Origin of the sequence: Vibrio sp. RE86, from assembly GCF_013114545.1 — a bacterium.
GTDB lineage: Bacteria > Pseudomonadota > Gammaproteobacteria > Enterobacterales > Vibrionaceae > Vibrio.
Genome location: NZ_VTXI01000005.1, coordinates 13,039 through 32,605, shown reverse-complemented (window position 1 = coordinate 32,605; position 19,567 = coordinate 13,039). Strand labels below are relative to the sequence as shown.

20 protein-coding genes are annotated in these 19,567 nt (G+C 44.2%); 3 read left to right on the top strand and 17 right to left on the bottom strand.

Annotated elements, in window-relative coordinates; genetic code table 11:
• The 7 genes from tssG to F0231_RS06535 all read right to left on the bottom strand — a co-directional run bounded on the left by tssG (window position 1) and on the right by F0231_RS06535 (window position 6,757).
• A complete protein-coding gene (gene tssG / locus F0231_RS06565; RefSeq protein WP_171758923.1) occupies window positions 1–1,017 on the bottom strand; it encodes a type VI secretion system baseplate subunit TssG in 1,017 nt (338 codons plus the stop codon).
• On the bottom strand, window positions 981–2,750 hold the full coding sequence (gene tssF, locus F0231_RS06560) for a type VI secretion system baseplate subunit TssF (protein ID WP_171758922.1): 1,770 nt from the start codon (window positions 2,748–2,750) through the stop codon (window positions 981–983). Before tssF ends, tssG begins: the two co-directional genes overlap by 37 nt.
• A 5-nt stretch (window positions 2,751–2,755) precedes the next feature.
• Entirely contained in the window at window positions 2,756–3,193 is a 438-nt protein-coding gene (tssE, locus tag F0231_RS06555; RefSeq protein ID WP_171758921.1) for a type VI secretion system baseplate subunit TssE, read from the bottom strand.
• Window positions 3,194–3,197: 4 nt separating this feature from the next.
• Window positions 3,198–4,670, bottom strand: a complete 1,473-nt coding sequence (gene tssC, locus F0231_RS06550; protein ID WP_171758920.1) for a type VI secretion system contractile sheath large subunit — start codon at window positions 4,668–4,670, stop codon at window positions 3,198–3,200.
• 51 nt (window positions 4,671–4,721) lie between these two features.
• Complete coding sequence (tssB, locus tag F0231_RS06545; RefSeq protein ID WP_171758919.1) at window positions 4,722–5,219, bottom strand: type VI secretion system contractile sheath small subunit; 498 nt, start codon at window positions 5,217–5,219, stop codon at window positions 4,722–4,724.
• 232 nt (window positions 5,220–5,451) lie between these two features.
• Window positions 5,452–6,489 (bottom strand): hypothetical protein, encoded by a 1,038-nt coding sequence (locus F0231_RS06540; RefSeq protein WP_171758918.1) that lies wholly within the window; start codon window positions 6,487–6,489, stop codon window positions 5,452–5,454.
• Complete coding sequence (locus F0231_RS06535) at window positions 6,473–6,757, bottom strand: type VI secretion system PAAR protein (protein WP_171758917.1); 285 nt, start codon at window positions 6,755–6,757, stop codon at window positions 6,473–6,475. The genes F0231_RS06540 and F0231_RS06535 overlap by 17 nt, the downstream gene beginning before the upstream one ends.
• A gap of 444 nt (window positions 6,758–7,201) precedes the next feature.
• Here F0231_RS06535 and F0231_RS06530 point away from each other — a divergent pair, with 444 nt between their 5' ends.
• Together F0231_RS06530 and F0231_RS06525 are read left to right on the top strand one after the other, a co-directional pair.
• A complete protein-coding gene (locus F0231_RS06530) occupies window positions 7,202–7,450 on the top strand; it encodes a YkgJ family cysteine cluster protein (protein WP_171758916.1) in 249 nt (82 codons plus the stop codon).
• Between the two features lie 94 nt (window positions 7,451–7,544).
• The gene (locus F0231_RS06525; protein WP_171758915.1) at window positions 7,545–8,186 is read left to right on the top strand and encodes an outer membrane beta-barrel protein; all 642 of its coding nucleotides are present in this window, start codon (window positions 7,545–7,547) and stop codon (window positions 8,184–8,186) included.
• Window positions 8,187–8,258: 72 nt separating this feature from the next.
• On the opposite strand, the gene recR is transcribed toward F0231_RS06525, so the two are convergent.
• The 7 genes from recR to F0231_RS06495 form a co-directional block, all read right to left on the bottom strand.
• On the bottom strand, window positions 8,259–8,861 hold the full coding sequence (recR, locus tag F0231_RS06520) for a recombination mediator RecR (protein WP_171758914.1): 603 nt from the start codon (window positions 8,859–8,861) through the stop codon (window positions 8,259–8,261).
• A gap of 21 nt (window positions 8,862–8,882) precedes the next feature.
• Window positions 8,883–9,212 carry a YbaB/EbfC family nucleoid-associated protein gene (locus tag F0231_RS06515; protein ID WP_004413339.1) on the bottom strand — a complete coding sequence of 110 codons (330 nt, stop codon included), beginning with the start codon at window positions 9,210–9,212 and terminating at the stop codon, window positions 8,883–8,885.
• 74 nt (window positions 9,213–9,286) lie between these two features.
• Entirely contained in the window at window positions 9,287–11,419 is a 2,133-nt protein-coding gene (gene dnaX / locus F0231_RS06510) for a DNA polymerase III subunit gamma/tau (protein WP_171758913.1), read from the bottom strand.
• 20 nt (window positions 11,420–11,439) lie between these two features.
• The gene (gene apt, locus F0231_RS06505) at window positions 11,440–11,985 is read right to left on the bottom strand and encodes an adenine phosphoribosyltransferase (protein ID WP_171758912.1); all 546 of its coding nucleotides are present in this window, start codon (window positions 11,983–11,985) and stop codon (window positions 11,440–11,442) included.
• Window positions 11,986–12,111: 126 nt separating this feature from the next.
• Window positions 12,112–12,504 (bottom strand): YbaN family protein, encoded by a 393-nt coding sequence (locus F0231_RS06500; RefSeq protein ID WP_367613464.1) that lies wholly within the window; start codon window positions 12,502–12,504, stop codon window positions 12,112–12,114.
• Window positions 12,505–12,526: 22 nt separating this feature from the next.
• Window positions 12,527–12,658 (bottom strand): hypothetical protein, encoded by a 132-nt coding sequence (locus F0231_RS21125; protein WP_005452089.1) that lies wholly within the window; start codon window positions 12,656–12,658, stop codon window positions 12,527–12,529.
• Between the two features lie 164 nt (window positions 12,659–12,822).
• Complete coding sequence (locus F0231_RS06495; protein ID WP_171758911.1) at window positions 12,823–13,923, bottom strand: response regulator; 1,101 nt, start codon at window positions 13,921–13,923, stop codon at window positions 12,823–12,825.
• Window positions 13,924–14,166: 243 nt separating this feature from the next.
• Between F0231_RS06495 and F0231_RS06490 the strand changes: the two genes are divergently transcribed.
• The gene (locus tag F0231_RS06490) at window positions 14,167–15,042 is read left to right on the top strand and encodes a LysR family transcriptional regulator (RefSeq protein ID WP_171758910.1); all 876 of its coding nucleotides are present in this window, start codon (window positions 14,167–14,169) and stop codon (window positions 15,040–15,042) included.
• Between the two features lie 213 nt (window positions 15,043–15,255).
• Here F0231_RS06490 and F0231_RS06485 read toward each other — a convergent pair whose 3' ends face one another.
• From F0231_RS06485 to fadI, 3 genes are all read right to left on the bottom strand, one after another.
• Entirely contained in the window at window positions 15,256–15,804 is a 549-nt protein-coding gene (locus F0231_RS06485; RefSeq protein WP_171758909.1) for an NAD(P)H nitroreductase, read from the bottom strand.
• Window positions 15,805–15,903: 99 nt separating this feature from the next.
• A complete protein-coding gene (gene fadJ / locus F0231_RS06480) occupies window positions 15,904–18,027 on the bottom strand; it encodes a fatty acid oxidation complex subunit alpha FadJ (protein WP_171758908.1) in 2,124 nt (707 codons plus the stop codon).
• Window positions 18,027–19,334, bottom strand: coding sequence for an acetyl-CoA C-acyltransferase FadI (gene fadI, locus F0231_RS06475; protein ID WP_171758907.1), 1,308 nt, complete (start codon window positions 19,332–19,334; stop codon window positions 18,027–18,029). The genes fadJ and fadI overlap by 1 nt, the downstream gene beginning before the upstream one ends.
• Between the last annotated feature and the right edge of the window lie 233 nt (window positions 19,335–19,567).

Genomic DNA, 19,567 nt, shown 5'->3' with positions numbered 1-19,567 from the left:
TTACTGCCTTACTTGAATTAAAATGTGTTTGCTTTCTTGGCTTCTACCTAAAAATGAAGTCCAACCTAGTGCGATGTCTGAATGCTTGGTTAGAGCCAATTCCTGCTCTTCGTCATCGTTCATTGTGAGCTCTAGGTCATAAGCCATCTGTTCACGTAAAATAAACTCCACCAATTTACATAAAGGCTTAAACTCTTTTCCTGAAGGTAAAAAGTCTAAAAACTGACTGCGAGAGAGACCTCGAATGCATATCGTGAATTTCCCGTTACAATCGATAACTGACTCTCCGACCATACTCGACACTCCTAGCTCACTATTTCGCTTACCTAGCTGAGATTGTTGAGATGGGTCAATCTGCACCTTTCTTGGAGTCCATTGACGAATTTTTACATCTTGTAAATCAAAGCAATGGGCGATAATGCCTGACACTACTTGAGGTGAACGACTTCGCCCGGCGAGAGTTCCAGAATACGCCAACATCTTGCACCAATTGATTGGCGTGTCCCCTCGCAATTCCGGAGACCCTAACCCAACGAGTGACAGTAGTTGACTCGAAAAGTCGTCCGTTGCATCCGGCTGAAATCGAACGAAGTATCGATACTTTCGCCAAATGCGATAAACCAAGTTGATTAAGCGGTTATTAAAGAAATCAACAAATGGTTGCTTATGTCCTCCGGGTTCTTCATTGAGAAACTGTTCTACGACAAAACCCGGTAATGGAGACTGCGCACCAGAAAGGCCAAAAAAGTTTGTCCTGACGACCATCCTTTCATCTTCTAAGCAAACCAATTCATCCACATCTGAAGGCGAAAAACCCAGACTGGGGTTTGCACTAAACACCAGTTTGCATTTCCGCTCCCAATCATCTTCATCTGGATTCAACTGACTCAGCTTTTGCAATACCTCAACCAATTGAAAGAAGTTGTAGTCATGCACCTTACTGGGTAACTCGAACTGGTTGAGATCCGTGTCCTCCTCAACTAGATGAGGGGTTGCATCCCCACTTGAGATCCCCATGTATACCTCTCTTGATTGTTGGTATTCACTACGTGCAATTCATGAAAAGAGTTGATACTCGCATACAGCGCAAAAAAATGACTCAAAACTGAACCAAACAAAAATAGATCACCTTCCGAACCAAAATTCGATTGTTCTATGTGGAGAGTTGAATGAAGCCCTCGGACAGGTAAACCTCGAATAATCCTATCGACAGGTTTAGATTCTATTTTGTGGATTGCATCTAAACGTTGACGAGAGATCTTTTCTGCTTGGCGATCTACCAATGCTTTAAAATCATAGGCTCTCAACACACTGCTTAGCGCATCTTTTGAAAGCAACGACAAATAGTTCAGAGACAAGTTGGAGATCAGTGTCCACAGTAAACTTCCGTCCAAAATTGGCCTTAAGGACTGTGATGGAATCGTAATATTTTGAAAGCTCGCAAACGGTGGTGATGTATCAGTGGGCTCATTAATATCACCAATACCAAGTTCTAAGGGTAACAGTCTATTGGTGCACATAAGCTTGATCGATACCGCTTCATCAACGTCAAGTGATGTCGTCTCATCACTACGCACAAATGAGATAAAATTATCGAACCCATCACCTCGAATGCTCTCTTTAACTCGCACTCGATAGTAGAGCGCCTTGCGATTCCTTGCTCGTTCCACCTCATGCTGAAAACTCTCAAATGGCGAATAAACTCGTTTTGCTCCTCTAATTCTCTGACCTTTTGCTGAAGAGTCTTGCCACCCTTCTACACTTTCAAAACTGAAGATTTCATAGTGAGATGGGTACCGACTCGAAGGAGTCACTCGATACTCAGATTGACGGCCTGATAGATCAATTGGATCCGCATCATGTTCAAATAAATTGATGATTGGCGTGCAATACAACTGAAAGCTTTCTTGTTTAACTCGAACATCAACAGGCAACGTCTTAGAAAAATGAAACTTAATTGAAAACTGACCCGTGAAACCTTTGGGCACCGTTTGATCAAGCCCTACAAGATCAAAAAAATGAAACGCTTCAGGGAATGACAAGTATTCCTGTAAGATTCGATAACCTTCATAAACATTGGTTGGATACGGCAACAACACATCACTACTGTCAAAACCAACGGTTTTGAAACAGTCGTCTCGTAAGAAAAACTCCGTGCCATTAATCTCAACAACGACTTTATCTAGGTAATGGTTTAACCAGAGGTACAACATCTGTGAACTATAGTTGTCTCCCCCAAGATAAAAGCGAAGATCATCCAAACCTATATTTCCTAATGTACTTTCACCTTGCGTTTCCATGATTACTTCAATCGTGGTCGCTTTTCGGGTGTGTTGCGTTTGAACACCGGTGCATTCTAAAGGATAGAGCGAGACTTCGCGGCAAGTTTGAAAATGGCATTTGGTGTCAAAAATCACCTTACTATCAACTTGAGTCCCTTTACTGATCACCTGCTTTTCACTAACACTTTTGTTCGGTGTAAAAGCTAGAATACTCATACTCGGAACAGGGCGAAGGTAATTAGGCCAAAGCATATTAATCATCGAGTGCGTGAGCTCAGGAAATTCATCGTCAACTTTTTCACGTAATCGTCCGGTTAAGAACGCAAAACCTTCAAGCAAACGCTCGACATCTGGATCCATTGTTCGCCCATGAAGGAATCTTGACAATTGAGGATAGATTTCCGTGAACTCCCTTCCTTGCTCTTTTAGGAAAGTAAGCTCCTCTCTAAAGTATTTGTCTTGGGTCATAATCCTTAAACCACTCGGTACTTTCGATTTTGATCAAGTAACAGGCTAAATTGAACTCGCTCATGAACGGCAGCACTGTTTATCTCGGCATTGATGTAAAACTCAAGCGATAAGGCATTGACCGAGTCATTTTTCGCGACCACTAATATATTCTTCAAACGTGGTTCATAGCGTTGTAAACACTCTTGTATCGAGAGTTTCACTTTTAGTGACAAGTCAAGCTTATCCATTGTGGCATCGTTAAAATCTAATAACCCAAGAGAAGGGGCACTTTGCGCTCCACCTACTCGAGTGTTCAACACTTTAGTGACATTCAATTTGATAGATTTCAGAACATCACTCGGTGTTGGCCCTTTTGTCATGGAGACGTCAGGAGTGTTGGCTTCTAGTCGTTCTAAGAAGCCAACACCAAACGTACTCTCTTCTGGAGCAAAGTACGCCATACAATTACGCCTGATCTAAGCGACCAACTAAGGACAACTCAAAGTTAGCCCCCATGTACTTAAAGTGAGGACGTACCGACAAAGAAACTTGATACCAGCCAGGATTTCCCTCGACATCGGCAACTTCGATATTCGCACCGCGAAGTGGTCGTCGACTGCGAACATCTGCAGGCGGGTTCTCTTGGTCCGCAACAAATTGCTTAATCCAAGTATTCAACTCTCGCTCTAAGTCTTGACGCTCTTTCCAAGCACCAATTTGTTCACGCTGAAGAACTTTAATATAGTGAGCAAGGCGATTGATGATCATCATATATGGGAGCTGCGTGCCCAGTTTGTAGTTGGTCTCGGCTTCTTTACCTTCCTTGGTATTTGGGAAGACCTTAGGTTTCTGGATGGAGTTTGCTGAGAAGAATGCCGCGTTATCGCTTCCTTTACGCATCGTCAACGCAATAAAGCCCTCTTCTGCGAGTTCGAACTCTTTGCGGTCGGTGATCAGCACTTCCGTTGGAATTTTTGACTGCAATGCCCCCATCGACTCAAACACATGTACAGGTAAATCTTCTACTGCACCACCACTTTGTGGACCGATAATGTTTGGACACCAGCGATATTTCGCAAAACTGTCGGTTAGGCGCGTCGCGAAAGCAAATGCAGTATTACCCCACAAGTAATGTTCATGAGATTCAGAGACGCTCTCATTGTAATTGAAGGACTTGATTGGATTCTCTACTGGATCATATGGAACTCTCAAGAGAAAACGAGGCGCTGTAAGACCAATATATCGGGCATCTTCTGATTCACGTAATGAACGCCACTTAGTATATTTCGGGCTCTCGAAAATCGATTTAATATCTTTGATATTCGGTAACTCTTCAAAGGAATCAATACCAAAAAATTCAGGAGCAACACTCGAAAGAAATGGCGCATGAGCCATAGCACCCAATGAACCCATGTACTGGAGAAGCTTCATGTCGGGTGTTGATGGGGTAAAGGAAAAGTTACCGATAATAGCCCCAGTCGGTTCTCCACCAAATTGACCATAACCAGATGAATAAACATGCTTGTATAGACCAGACTGGGTTGTTTCTGGCGCGAACTCAAAATCTTCCAGCAATTCTTCTTTAGTGACGTGTAGAAGATCGATTTTATTGTTTTCTGCAAAGTCAGTTCTATCAACCAGTAGTTTCAATCCACGCCACGATGACTCCATCTGTTGAAACTTCTCGTCATGAAGTATCTCATCCATCTGGGCGCTGATTTTCTTATCGAGTTCGACCAACATTTGATCAACAAGAGATTTGTTTACTGCTTCATCCGTTTGCTGAGTTCCAATTAGATTTTCAATAAAAGCGGCAACACCTTTTTTTGCTATATCGTAACCTTCTTCACTCGGTGCAATTTTCGTTTGTGCCATGATTTCATCAAGTAAACCAACTTGGGTTTCTTGAGGTCTTTCTAATACCGTATCTGTAGACATTCCTGATTATCCTAATCCATAAATGACGCGTGTTATTAGTCAGTTTTTGTTCTAGTTTGTATCGCTACTTACAAGGTTCAGTTCACCCAGCAACTTCTCGCGCGACTCTTCTGAACTGAGTAGCTCTTGCAAACGTTCTCTGAACGCTGGAATGTTCCCCAACGGCCCCTTTAGTGCCACCAAAGCTTCTCGAAGTTCTATAAGCTTGTTTAGTTCTGGAACTTGAGAGCTGATCGAGTCTGGAGAAAAATCTGAGAGAGAGTCAAATTTAAGCTCAATAGGTAGGTCTGCATTCTCATCTTCACCAAGTTTACTTTTCACTGAAGTCGTTAAACGCAGCTCACTTTCGCGCATGACAGATTCAAAGTTGTTTTTATCTACTGACACTGTGCTACGTTCTTCAATCGGTGAGTCTTCTGCATGACCTTTAAAGTCACCCACCACCAATGTTTTCAATGGTAGTTCTACTTCAGATTGAGCATCACCTGTTGCCGGAATGTATTTAATATTAATCCGTTCTTTTGGCGCAACGCTTCCTTCCTTTGACATATCTAAATCTCTCCAAGTCTAAGTTTGGGTGTAATAATATGGGTTCATATAAGTATTGAAATAAAATGAAGAGCGACTGATTAATAGCCATTAAATAGTTAATGTTCGTCGCTCAATACCTCTATTGAGAAGGCATATATAATCTAACTTTAAACCGTGTTGATTAAAGTAAAATATATATTATTAAGACGTAAGTATTATCTGATTCAGATACGGCGTTGTTCTCAGCTTATCATTCTAATTTAATACTTATGGAGTCCCAGATTTCATCATGGTGATAAAATACGACTGATTGTCGCATTTCACGCTTGATATTCTCGATTGATTGCAGATCTTCCATCGCAAGATCTGCAATCGAATTCAAGTAGCATTGTTCAGCCTGTCGGTAAATCATCGGGAATCTGTCCTTTCCTGCGACCTCAAGATAGAGAGCACAGTAAGCGGCAGACTTCACTTTATCGAGATCAACAAAAGCATCATATTGAGACGAACTGTCTCTGTAGATATTCGCAAGTGCAACAAGCGATGTGATGTCCCCAGCCATAAGTGCCGTTTTCCGCCATTCATACGCCTGACTAAACTCCGCTTTCTCTTCTAAAACTTTGATGTAGCTTTTAATTGCGGGTATGTACCCCGCACGTGCAGCGAACAGATAACGGCGATTAAGCTCCCTCTGTGCCTTTGCTTCAAAGACGTAATCCAGCTCTCCCGCACTAATTCGCCACGCACTTTCCAAGTAGGCTCGTGGAGATTCGAACTCAATCGCTATATCTAGATAGTAAAGAGATAGCTCGGGATCTATCCGATGGTAGAATTCAGCCAAAAGCCAGTAAGCGTTCCGAGGGTTATACTTCCCATTATCAATCAGAGCGTTAAAGTAACCATTTGTAAGTGTCTCACGTTGCCTCTGTGTTCCCCATGCTGCTTGAGTCGAAAAGTAGTTCATTGCACTCAGTGAACCCTGTTCGTATGCTTGTAGCATGTAGCTTCGAGATAATGTTTCATTCCGATAAGCCGTGTTGGGGCTTAATAGCTCAAGAGCCATGACGAAAGCACTATCCGCATGCCCTCTGTCTGCAGCAGACTTTAGAAACCGAAGCCCTTCACTGTTTTTAAATTGAGATCTTAGAAGCATCCCGCGTTCGAAAGCATCCTCTGGAGAGAGCGATGCCTCATCGTATACCTTTGTGTCAGACAGCAAGAGACTGCTATACAACAAGCTAGTCATCGTGAGCAGAGTGATCCCTAATAACTTAACCAATATTGACACTGCTTCCACCTTGTAGCACTCCGCCACAACTTACTGGATCGCCAGATCTTGCAGCAGGCTTTCCATCTATTTTGACCGTGTTAGAACCTGCTGCTATTGCTCGATCATGAGCTGGATGCTTAGGTTTGTCGTGAGGGGCAAGTGGGTCTCCCAGTCTTGCTGCAGGTACTCCATCAATCTTGACCGTTCCTGAACCAGCAATGACTGGTGTGGGTGGGAACCCATCATGCTCTGTTCCAATATCGCCAACAATAATTCCATTTCCCATGATGCCACGTCCTCTACTTTTCAGAATAATTAGGCATACAAGCAATTAATAAGCCATCCCCAAAAACCTTTCAATCCGTTTTAATATAAACTATACGAGAAAAAACCTACCAAGTCTGGGCAATAAACTGCCCAACAAGAAACTATTGTTATAATTATAGCTAGGCATATCAAACATTAAATAGCAGTCCAAATAAGATTATTATTCCAATGCTAACAATATCTTTAATATCACATAGTAAACAATCTATTAACAATGTCACTTGCCGATAATATATTGAGAGTTCTATTACTAAAGAAATCTATTACTTAGACTCTCTACTAATAAATAATATTAAATCAAGAAATAACAATGTTTAGTCCAGAACTCCAAAGATAAGTAAGTGGTGAAGAGGGGTGAAAACTCTGATAGGATTGCGCGCTTGATTTTGTGAGGTTATCAAAGATGGATTGTCGACTAGGTTGTGGAGCGTGTTGTATCGCGCCAAGCATCTCTTCTTTTATACCAAGTATGCCAAATGGGAAGCCTGCGGGTGTACGCTGCATTCAGTTGAATGAAGAAAACCTGTGTAAGTTGTTTGGCAAAGAAGAACGCCCTAAAGTTTGTCATCAGTTTAAAGCATGCCCTGTTATCTGCGGCTCAACATCGCAAGAAGCGATCGACAACATCACTGAACTTGAGAACATTACCTGATAACTATCGATTATCAGCGCTATAACCACGCGCAATTAGAGATATGGCTCACTCGCATTCATAATTTACCCCAACAAATCAACTGGAGTAAAACATGAAAAAGAGCCTTGGACTTATTGTTTTAACTAGTCTCTGTAGCCCAGCCTACGCTGTAGATTTTTTCCTTGGTGGTGGTGGTAGCTACCAAAGTATGAAAGGGGAAATTGCGGATAGCGAATTAGGCTCATACAGTGACAATGCTCAGGGTGGAGCTTTTCATCTAAGAGGCGGCTTATACATCGACAACACCCATAGATTGACAGCAACAATCAATCATATGACAGACTCTTCACTGTATCGCAATCGCCTCAATCAAGAACCAGAGGATATTAGCACTGGCATTGATTTGTCGCAGACTGAATACCTCATTTCTTATGACTATCTTTATGCCGTTAGCTCAACGGTTTCTCTATTCGGTGGTGCGACTGCGGGCCTTGTTAATAATCGTGTAGAAGCTAACTTTTATGACCGCTCTAACGGTGATAACGCATCTCACAAAGGAAGCCAAACTGATTTCACATATGGCTTACAGGCGGGCCTTCAATACAAGATAATGAATAATCTATCCGCTGACCTACAGTACAGGCACATGTTTGAGTCTTATTCAGAAACCATCAATTGGGAAACAGGTGACTCAACCACTCTATCTGTCCCGTATAACAATCAAATTAGCTTCTCAATAGATTATCGATTCTAGGTAATCAGTTGCAATCTAGGGATGGATTGCTTTTCTCACATCAAAAAAAACCGCAGTTTCCTGCGGCTTCTATTAAGACAGTTTTTGTCGCCCGAGTAGAGAGTGGGATAACGTAGTACCGTCCACCAATTCTAACTCCCCACCAACTGGGACACCGTGTGCAATTCGACTTGCAGAGACTTGGTGCTCTCGACACAACTCAGCAATATAGTGCGCAGTGGCTTCCCCTTCGACGGTCGGGTTCGTTGCTAAAATGACTTCACTAACATCGCCACGACGCAATCGATAATCGAGCACGTCTAATCCAATATCGCTTGGGCCAATACCATCAAGCGGAGAAAGGTGGCCCATTAGCACAAAATAACGACCAGAGAATTGTCCTGTTGCTTCTACCGCAGCAATATCTGCCGGGCTTTCAACAACGCATATTTGGCCGTTTTCTTGACGTTTCGGGTTGGTACAGATATGACAAACTTCCTCTTCAGTAAAAGTTCGACATTCGCTGCAGTGTCCAATCTCGATCATCGACTGGCTTAACGCATCGGCGAGTTGAAGCCCGCCTTTTCTATCTCGCTGTAACAAATGAAAGGCCATACGCTGCGCCGACTTGGGGCCAACCCCAGGTAGACAACGTAAGGCCTCCATCAATTGCTCCAGCATGTGACTGGTGCGCATTAATTCTTACTCAATAGTCTATTAGAAAGGCATCTTCATGCCTGGTGGTAGTTGCATACCGCCAGTTACGCCAGCCATCTTCTCTTTTTGAGTCTCTTCAACGCGACGAGCTGCATCATTGAACGCTGCTGCGATCAAATCTTCTAGCATCTCTTTATCGTCTTCCATTAAGCTCTCATCGATTTCAACACGACGAACGCTATGGCTACCAGTAATCGTTACTTTCACAAGGCCAGCACCAGACTCACCTGTTACTTCCATATTAGCGATTTCTTCTTGAAGCTTTTGCATGCGATCTTGCATTTGCTGGGCTTGCTTCATAAGGTTGCCCATACCGCCTTTACCAAACATGTTTGTCTCTCTAGTTTGTTAGCTTGTTTCGTTATTAGATTGGGTTAAAACCATTAAGTTTCAACCCCACAAAATTAAATCGGTCGAACGCTTTCACTGTCCAGCTCAGCGGCAAAGCGCTTCTCAATAAACTGAACGTGTGGGTCTTCTTGCAAACTATCGAAAGCTTGCTGCAGGCGACCTTGGTAGAGTTTGTCTCTTAACTCTAGTGGTGTTTCACCGCTGTCGCCGACCTGAACCGTCAATTGGCACTCTTCACCCAAAACACGATTCAGCTCTCCAAGCAGTTCACTTTGAGCTTTATCGGTATTCAAATGAGCTTGGGGAGCACGTAAAGTAAGTTCAATTGTTGAACCACTTTTAACGAAATTTGAGTTGAGCGCGAGTTGCTCGGTCAGCTTCGCAGTGGTGAGTTGGCTAATCAAATTTGCCCAATCACTTTGCTCTAAACTCTCTTCCACCAGCTTTTGTACCATTTCAGGTGTCTTTTCATGCTCTAACGCTTTTTTGAGTAGTGTCGGCGTCAGTTCTGTTTTCTCTTTTTGGACCTGTGGTTTACTCGGCGTCCAACGGTACGCTTCTTCTTTCACAGGTTCTGCAGGTGCTGCGTTAAAATGGCTATTAGTCAATGGCGACACCTGCCCTGTTCCACCGTGTTTCTTCGCTACACGGTCGAGAACAGACTCTTGTTTTGCAGATGTCGCATTAGCCTTTTTTGGCGTATTACCTTGCCCACTGCTCAAACCATTACGTTGAGAGCGTAATTGATGACGCAGCCCACTTACAGGCGAAGAGGAACGAACCTCTTGCTGCTGCGGTGGTTGTCGATCTTGTCGGACAGGTTTTTGCTCTGGAGCACTGTAAGATTGAGATTGCTGTGGAGCATACTGCTCATGCTGCGGCATATAAGACTCATCATACTGCGGAGGCTCTGGCATGTAGTCCGGCATCGGTGGAGCATCGTAACCTTGCTGCGGGGCAGATGGTGGCTGTGCCGTTACCGATTGACGCTGCTGAGTTGGCTGAGGAGCCATTTGTGACGGCGCGGTCTGTTGCTTTGGCTGGGGGGCACTTGTGCTTGCCGCTGCAGCCTCAGTAGAGATAACGTTCGCTTGTAACTTCTCTACCGGCTTGAATGCCATCATGCGCAAGATAACCATTTCTAAGCCAACGCGTTCCGATGGCGCTAATGGAAGATCTTGACGTCCTTTGATTGCAATTTGGTAGTAAAGTTGGACATCTTGCGGTGTCATCGATTTTCCAAGCAATTCAACTTTCTCAGCATCCGGCTGCGCTTGGTCGAGCGTAGCAGGCAATGCTTGGAACATGGCTAAGCGATGGAGTTGATTCGCTAATTGCTGGAGTAAACCATCCCATTCAACACCATTTTGTGCAAGAGATGATATACACTCCATTGCTAGCTGGGGTTGCTTAGAGCTAATAGCTTCAAGAAGATGCAAAGCTTGGTCGGTATCTAAAGTACCTAACATATGCGTGACACTGTCGGTCAACACTTTGCCATTACCCAAAGCGATCGCTTGGTCAGTTAAGCTTAGCGCATCACGCATACTGCCATCAGCCGCGTGAGAGATCATTCCAAGAGCACGAGCTTCAGCTTCTACTTGCTCTTGGCCAAGAATATTATCAAGCTGCTCATGAATGTTGTCGACACTGATTGGTTTCAGGTGAAACTGAAGACAACGTGACAAAATAGTCACTGGCAACTTTTGAGGATCAGTCGTTGCAAGTAGAAACTTCACATACTCTGGCGGCTCTTCCAATGTCTTCAAAAGTGCATTGAAACTGTGTCGTGAAAGCATGTGCACTTCATCGATCAAGTAAACCTTGAACCGACCGCGTGCAGGTTTGTACTGAACGTTGTCCAGCAGTTCACGAGTATCTTCGACCTTAGTACGAGACGCCGCATCAATTTCTAATAGATCGACAAAGCGCCCTTCATCAATCTCTTTACACGTATCACATTGACCACAAGGGGCCGAAGTAATACCTGTTTCACAATTTAACCCTTTAGCAAAAAGACGTCCAATTGTGGTTTTACCCACCCCTCGCGTACCGCTAAAAAGGTAAGCGTGGTGCAGACGGTTTTGGGCTAAAGCGTTTTCAAGTGCAGTCAGTACGTGAGCCTGACCAACCACTTCACTGAATTTGGTCGGGCGCCACTTTCGCGCTAAGGCAAGATAACTCATGAAACTATAAACCTACCTGATTAGTGGCCTTCAAACTCACAGATGCTATATACGTTAAGACCTAGGCCTTCAAGACGCTTATCACCGCCAATTTCTGGAAGATTGATGACAAATGCAGCATGTTCAACGACACCACCAAGTTGGCGGATAAGTTTTGTCGTTGCTTCAATAGTGCCACCTGTCGCCAATAGATCATCAACCATCAACACTTTGTCGCCTTCAACAATCGCGTCAGTATGAATTTCTAATGTGTCCGTGCCGTATTCTAGCTCGTACGATTGAGCAACCGTTGCACGAGGCAGTTTGCCAGGCTTACGAACCGGAACAAAACCAAGACCTAACTCTAGCGCAAGTGGCGCACCAAATAGGAAACCACGAGCTTCTGTACCAACAATTTTGGTAAAGCCCATGTCTTTGTACTTCTCTACAAGAAGCTGGATCGTCGCTTGGTACGCTTTCGCATCTTCCATTAGGCTTGTCACGTCACGGAACAAGATGCCTGCTTTTGGATAGTCAGGGATACTTTTGATGCTAGATTTGATTAGCGCGATGGTTTCAGTCGTCATAATGTCATTCTTAGATTGGTTCTCAGCACAACCCAACCCAGTGATACACTCAAACAGTCATCGCAGATCGTTGTGCCTAAAAAAACAAACGCCCACTTAAAAAAGCAGGCACTCTTCTTAGCAATCTTAGTGATTTTCTTCGCTATCGGCAAGGTACTCAGTCACAGGTAAACGAATAAACCAACTGAGTAGCACCACCAGCATCACCACTAGCATAATCTTTAACCAAAAATGAGGTACAACCCAAATAGAAAACGAGAAACTGGCTACTATCCAGATTGCGCCACGTTTTTTAACTTTGGCGGTAACGGCTCTGTTTTGGTGCCAATTATCTAAGATTGGGCCAAATGTTTTGTGGGAATGTAACCAACGGTGAAACTTTGGACTACTGCGCATAAAGCAAGCGCTGGCGAGCAGAATAAAAGGAGTGGTCGGAAGTAGAGGAAGAAAGATCCCAATGACACCTAGGATCAAGCTGAGCATACCAACGATATTAAGAATCAGTCGACGAATAATGATGGCATGCTCCGTGCGCTGGAGATTAGAAGCCCGCGTAACCGTTCAACACTCGAATCCACGTTAGTGTTGCTGGTAGAGTTGGGATCAGTAATACAGCGATAAATCCTAGAAAGTAAAAGATATTATACGGTTCTTTGAAATCTTTGTCTGCCATGAGCTTGCTTCTCTAAATATTGAAGGTGATATTTATTGCGCGCAACCATTAAACATTTGTTAAATAGTTGGGCTATTTTTGTTTATGGCGGACTATACCCTAATCGGTCGGCGACAAACACCGACCAAAAAAAGGGTTATTGTAAAAAGGTTATTAAGGTCTCGCTAAGCGTTAGCTCCGCGATAAATATCTAAGCTAAAGCTGCTTGAACCTAGTTTATTCAAAGAGACCTGGCAGGCTGACTGAATCTGCAAATCTGTCGTTATGAAGTTTTTAACACAGTTTTCCCCGAGAGAGAGACCTGCTGGGATGTGTTGAGAAAGGTAGCCATTTGACCATTGAGCATCCAAGCCTGCCGGCAGTAACGATAACGTCCCTTCTGACAAATCAGCGACACCGAAAATCGCTTTCACAGGTGAGCTGCAATCCGAGCACTTAATGCCTTTTTCCAACACATTGGCGAGGTCTTTAAGATCAGCGTTGAAGCATTTCAGGTTTCTTAAATAATCGTGGAACAGAGCTCGAACCAATAACGTAGTGGCCGCACCATGTTGCCCCTCACTATCGGAATCCACTAAGTAGAACGCAAATTGACCATTCATCAGCCACGCGTAGTCGAAGACAAGCGGCATGACATCGGTTGACTGTAATAAACGATAGCCACACTTCCAGTCACCTTGAGAGGTATCTTTATCAGGCAGTAACGCATGAAGCAGATCTTTCGCTGCGCTTGGATTATCTTCTAGGTACTCTAGATGCCAATGCAACTCTTGCTCTTCAGGGACATCTCCACTATCCACTCTAAACCACTGACTAGAGAAGTCGCGTTGGTCTGCTAAGTGGTTATCTGAGTCATCAAGCGTATTTTCGATCGCAGAAGCTAAATGCTCGTGGTTGCTAATAGGCTTAGGCAAGAAATCTTTGATGCCAAAACGTAGCGCTTTAGCGACATCGGAAATATCATCGGTTGCAGACACAACAATAAGAGGAAGTGATGGGTACTCTAGGCTGACCTCTTCGACAAACTCTATACCGTCTAAGATTGGCATGGATAAATCACACAAGATGAGATCGGGCTCTGCACCTCTCAATTTTTGAAGGCCATCTAAACCATTTTCTGCTTCGACGACTTTGTACCCTTGAGATACTAGAAAACCAGACGTAATGCGACGAAAAATGGGGTCATCATCCACTAGCATAATTACCTTTTCAGCAGCAGCTATGGGCACAGCCGCGCTCGTTCCAACTTCTATTGTCTTGTGCATATCTCTTGCCTCACAACTACAGGTACAACTTATATTCGTTATTGTTATTTTTGTTTGTCGTAATATTTACTCTTTAAAAAGTAGCCGTGAACCGTGATTTATACAAATCTTCCACTTTGAACCCTTGTTGCATACTATATGTATGGAATATCGAATTTCTATAAAGTAATTGATGTGACTCAAGCTTTAGCATTTGATATAGATATAAATTAACCGAATTCGTAAAAAAGTGTGTCTGATACCATGAAATTAGATGATCTAAACCTTTTCAGGCTTGTGGTCGAAAATGGGAGTTATACTGCAACTTCTCGTAAAACCATGATCCCCGTTGCGACAATTACGCGACGCATTCAGGCATTAGAAGAGTCATTAAACCTTCGCCTTCTCAATCGCCATGCACGTAAACTCTCGTTGACAGAGGCGGGTGAGCGCTTTTACAACGAGTGTTCTCCACTTTTGAATCGATTAACTTCAGCGGCTGAAGAGATCACCGATGAATGTCGAGGCGCTGCGGGTAAAATTCGCATCATTTCACCGTCGAATTTGACCAAACGAATGATGATGCCAATGTTCTCTAGCTTTATGAGCCAGTATCCTGACATCAATATTGAGCTTACGACCAGTAATCAAGCTGAGCAGTTAGATCCAACGGAGTGGGATGTCATTTTTCGTGTTGGGCCGCAGCGTGACTCAAGTTTAATCGCTCGTAAGATCTCATCTGTAGCGGATATTTTGGTCGCAAGCCCTGATTATTTAAAAAAATACCCAGCGCCAAAGCACGCAGAAGAGCTTCACCAACACTCGCTGCTAAAGGGAGCACCGCTATTAAAGTGGCAACTATCCAACAATAGCGGTGAGATTGTCGTTAATAATGATAAAGGCCGTTTTCAAGCAGATAGCTTGAATGTGGTAAGAAGCGCGGTATCTGAAGGACTTGGCATTACCCTAATGCCCGATGTGATGCTGAAAGAGTTTATTGATGATGGCAGCCTCGTCCGAGTATTAGAAGACTGGAGTGCTAACCCACGCGATATCTACATGCTGTATAACCACAAAGATCACCTACCTGAAAAGGTACGACTGTTTATTGACTTTGTTATTGCCTACAACATTCACTAAATAAAAAAGAGATTGGCCATACCAACCGGGATGAATAGGTGTTCAGAAATTTGCGCAGGAAAAATCGCTTAGAGCAAGGCATAGATTGCAGCTAGCTAGTTGACCTACCTACAAAATCTATAACGATGCTATCAGCGATTTTAATCAGCAAGAATGAACAGGTATTTATTCTGGTTGGTATCTTACCAAGCTCTTTTACCATCTGATTTACAGTTACAAGTATTCGACAAATTTGCTCAGGTCACGCTCTGGCACTTTCATAGGTGTGCAGCCTGCTGTGCCTAAGTAAAGGAAACCAACAATTTCGTCATCTCCCTCTAAACCAAACGCTTGATGTACTTCTGGGTGGAACATCCATTTTCCTGAGCGCCAAAAACCTTGGAACCCTTGCGCGACTGCTGCCATTTGCATCGCTTGAACAGCGCAGCCTGCCGATAGGTGTTGCTCAAGTGCTGGTACCTTTTCATGCTCTGTCACTTTTGCGATCACGGTGATCACCATAGGGGCACGAAACGGCGCATTCTTCACTTTATCAACGACCACTTGCTCACTTTCTTCAGCAACGGCGGCTCTGACTAAAATATCTGACAGTTTGCTCAACCCTTCACCTTGAGCAATCACAAATCGCCAAGGTGTTAGGCCAGCATGGTCCGGAGCACGTAACCCCGAACGAATAATATTCTCTAACGCTTTACCTTCTGGAGCTGGCTCTGACAATTTCGCAATAGAGCGACGGTTGAGCAACAAATCTAGAGCGTCCATTTCACATCCTTTTTCTTGTTTTTTGTTTTCCTCTAGATAATAACGTCCACATACAAAAAAGGCGAACCTGTCGGCTCGCCTAGTCTTATATCAAAAGCTTTATTCGTAGAACTTAGCGTCTAAGCCCGCTCGGGTCAGTAGACCGTCGCATGGAGCAAATCGATCACCATACTTCTGAGCATGATCGTTCATGATCTCCACTAGCTTCTTAATCCCGATTTGATCCATGTAACGGAACGGACCGCCAAGGAATGGAGGGAAACCAATACCGAAGATCGCACCAATATCACCATCACGAGGGCTACGAATAATACCCTCATCTAAACAGCGGACGGCTTCATTTAGCATTGGTAGAACACAGCGTAGAGCGATATCTTTCTCTGCCAGCTTTGACTCTGGATTTAGCCCAAGCAATTTATAAACAGACTTATCGACCTCTTTCTTCTTCCCTTTGTAGGTATAAAAGCCTTTGCCACTCTTACGCCCTTTTCTATCATCGCTTAGAAGCTTATCGAAGACATCTGGCCCTTGGAATCGCTCACCCAACTCATTAACCAAAATAGGCATGATTTTAGCGCCAATATCCACACCAACTTCATCTAACAAAGTAATCGGCCCAACAGGGAATCCAAAGTTCAGCAACGATGTATCCAGTGATTCGATAGGCTCACCCGTTAATAGCACCTGTGCCGCTTCATTCATGTAAGGAGCAAGGATACGATTGACGTAGAAACCCGCACAATCTTTGACAACAATTGGCGTTTTACCTTGTTTGCGAGCAAATTCAACCACGGTCGATATTGTCTCATCAGAGGTTGTCTCATGAGGAATGACCTCAACAAGCGGCATTTTCTCTACAGGGCTGAAGTAGTGTAAACCAACGACATTTTCAGGACGCTGCGCTTTCTCCGCTATCTGATGGATAGGCAGTGAAGAGGTATTTGTGGCGAAAATGGTACTATCTTTCGCGTTCTCTTCTATGTCAGCGACCATCTGTTGCTTTAGGTTAAGATCTTCAAACACCGCCTCGACAACGATGTCGGTATGATTGAACTGAGTAAAGTCTGTGCCGCCAGAAAGTTGCAACATCTTACTCTGTTGTTGAGCTTTGGAGATGATGCGACGTTTTCGCTGCTTATCGAATAATTTGTAGTTGTATTTAAGCGCATTCAGTACACCATCATTCGAAACATCTTTGATACGAACCGGCACTTTTGCTTTCGCGACGCTCACATGGCTGATTCCTGCACCCATCAAGCCGCCGCCGAGCACAGCCGCTCTACTAACCGTTTTAGGCGTAGCATCGCTACCGTTCTCTTTTTTCATTTCAGTCGTCGCAAAGAAAATCGAACGCAGGGCTTTGGACTCAGCCGTCATCACTAACTCACCAAATCGCTCGGCTTCTTTGCTTTGTCCCTTCTCGAACCCTTTTTCTAGGCCGTAACGTATCACTTCCAGGATAGCGTCAGCCGCTGGGTAGTTACCTCTGGTTTTTTCGTTAGTCTTCTTCGCAGCCTGTTCAAAGATCACTTTACGACCTAAACCTGTGTTTGACATCAATTTTTCTTTGGTTGATGCCTTACGCTTACTCTTCTTCTTACCCGAATACTTTTCAACAAAACTCTTAGCGACTTCAAGTAAAATGGTTTGCGGTACAACAGCATCGGCAACCCCGAGCTTTTTCGCCTTTTTAGCTCGAAGCTGTTTACCCGTTAAAATCATATCTAAAGAGGGTAATAAGCCAATCAATCTAGGTAGTCGCTGTGTACCTCCAGAGCCTGGTAATAGGCCAAGCTGGACTTCAGGCAGACCTAATCGAGTTTTATCCGAGTCAGTACATACTCGATAATCACACGCTAGCGCCAGCTCCAATCCACCACCTAAACACGGACCATGGATCGCAGCGACAACAGGATAAGGGAGGTCAGATAACTGCTGAAACATTTGTTGGCCTTGTTCAGCCAAGGCTTGTGCTTCTTTTGCACTCTTGCAAGCGTCCAACATACGTACATCAGCGCCAGCGATGAAGTTATCAGGCTTTAGTGAATGAACAATAAGGCCTTTCACAGATCCGCCCTTTTCCTTCAACTCAGCGAAGATAGCTTCCATCTCTTCTGCAAACGCGGCTTGCAGAGTATTCATTTTCTCGCCGGGTACATCTATAGAGAGCCAAGCAATGCTTTGTTCATCAATTGTTAAATTAAATGCGGTTTGTTCACTCATTACTCAACCTCCAATACCATTGCTGCACCTAAACCACCTGCGGCGCATGCTGTATTTAACGCAAGACCGCCGCCACGACGCTGAAGCTCTCTCAGTGTTTGAGTAATCATACGAGCCCCCGTTGCAGCAAATGGGTGACCATAAGCAATCGAGCCACCAAGCACATTAAATTTGTCCATGTCGATCTCACCGATCGCTTTCGAACGCCCTAACTTTTCTTGCGCAAACTTGTCACTCGCAAACATTTTTACGTTTGAGAGTGCTTGTGCTGCAAATGCTTCATGCATATCGATAAGCGTAAGATCGGAAAGCTCGATACCCGCACGATCAAGTGCCATTGGCGTCGCGTAAGATGGCCCCATCAACATATCGCTTTCAACGCCAATCGCTGAGAATGCGTATGAGCGAATATAGCCCATGATATCTAAGCCAAGCTCTTTCGCTTTGCCTTCTCTCATCAACATAATCGCAGCCGCACCATCTGTGAGTGGCGTACTGTTCGCAGCGGTCACACTGCCATATTGACGGTCAAATGCCGGACGAAGTTTTGCGTAGCCTTCTATCGTTGAGTCTTCGCGAACGTTGTTATCTTTAGAAATCCACTTTTTGTACGGCTCAGGGAAAGCGGTCATCACCTCCCCTTCGATCTTGCCTTCGTTCCATGCTTGCGCAGCTAAGGTATGAGAGCGATGAGCAAGTTCATCTTGCGCTTGACGAGTAATACCATGCGACTTCGCCATTTGTTCGGCAGTCTGCCCCATCGACAGGCCGGTTGAATATTCCGCAACCGCTGGAGGCACAGGCATGAGGTCTTTAAACGAAAGTGTTTTGAGAATGTTGAGCTTTTGGCCAAGTGTCTTCGTCTTACTTAATGCAAGCAAGTTGGCCGCAAGCTTTTTAGACACACCAATTGGCAAAACAGAAGATGAGTCCGCACCGCCAGCAATACCAACGTCAATAGTACCCGACATAATGCTCTCGGCTACGTTAACTGCTGATTGAAAACTTGTCGCACAGGCTCGAGTAACACTGTAGGCATCGGTGTGGATGTGCATCCCAGTCCCAAGTACGATTTCACGCGCAATGTTCGGCGCTTCTGGCATTTGAACCACTTGGCCGAATACAACCTGTTCAATAAGCTTTGGATCAATATCCGTACGAGCAAGCATATCGCTCACTACCATCTTGCCTAAATCAACGGCGGGTACTTGACTAAATTCGGTACTTTGACGTGCAAAAGGGGTTCTCAAACCTGCGACGATCGCCACACGTTCTCCTGAGCGAGTTTTCACTTCCTGCTTGCCCATTGTTGCTCCTTAATATTTAGAGGTCTGACCAGAATCATTGTAACGAGAATGTTAATTCAATCAAACGCTCGTTTGAATAAACGTGACTTTCGGCAGATTATGAAATAATGAGAGATATAAGGTCTGTAGTACTGCTCAGACTTCTCTTCAAGTCATCTTTATGTAACTTTCTGATAATTAGGTGGTCTGAGAGACTTGAGGCAAAAAAAAACCACACAAATCTGTGTGGTTGG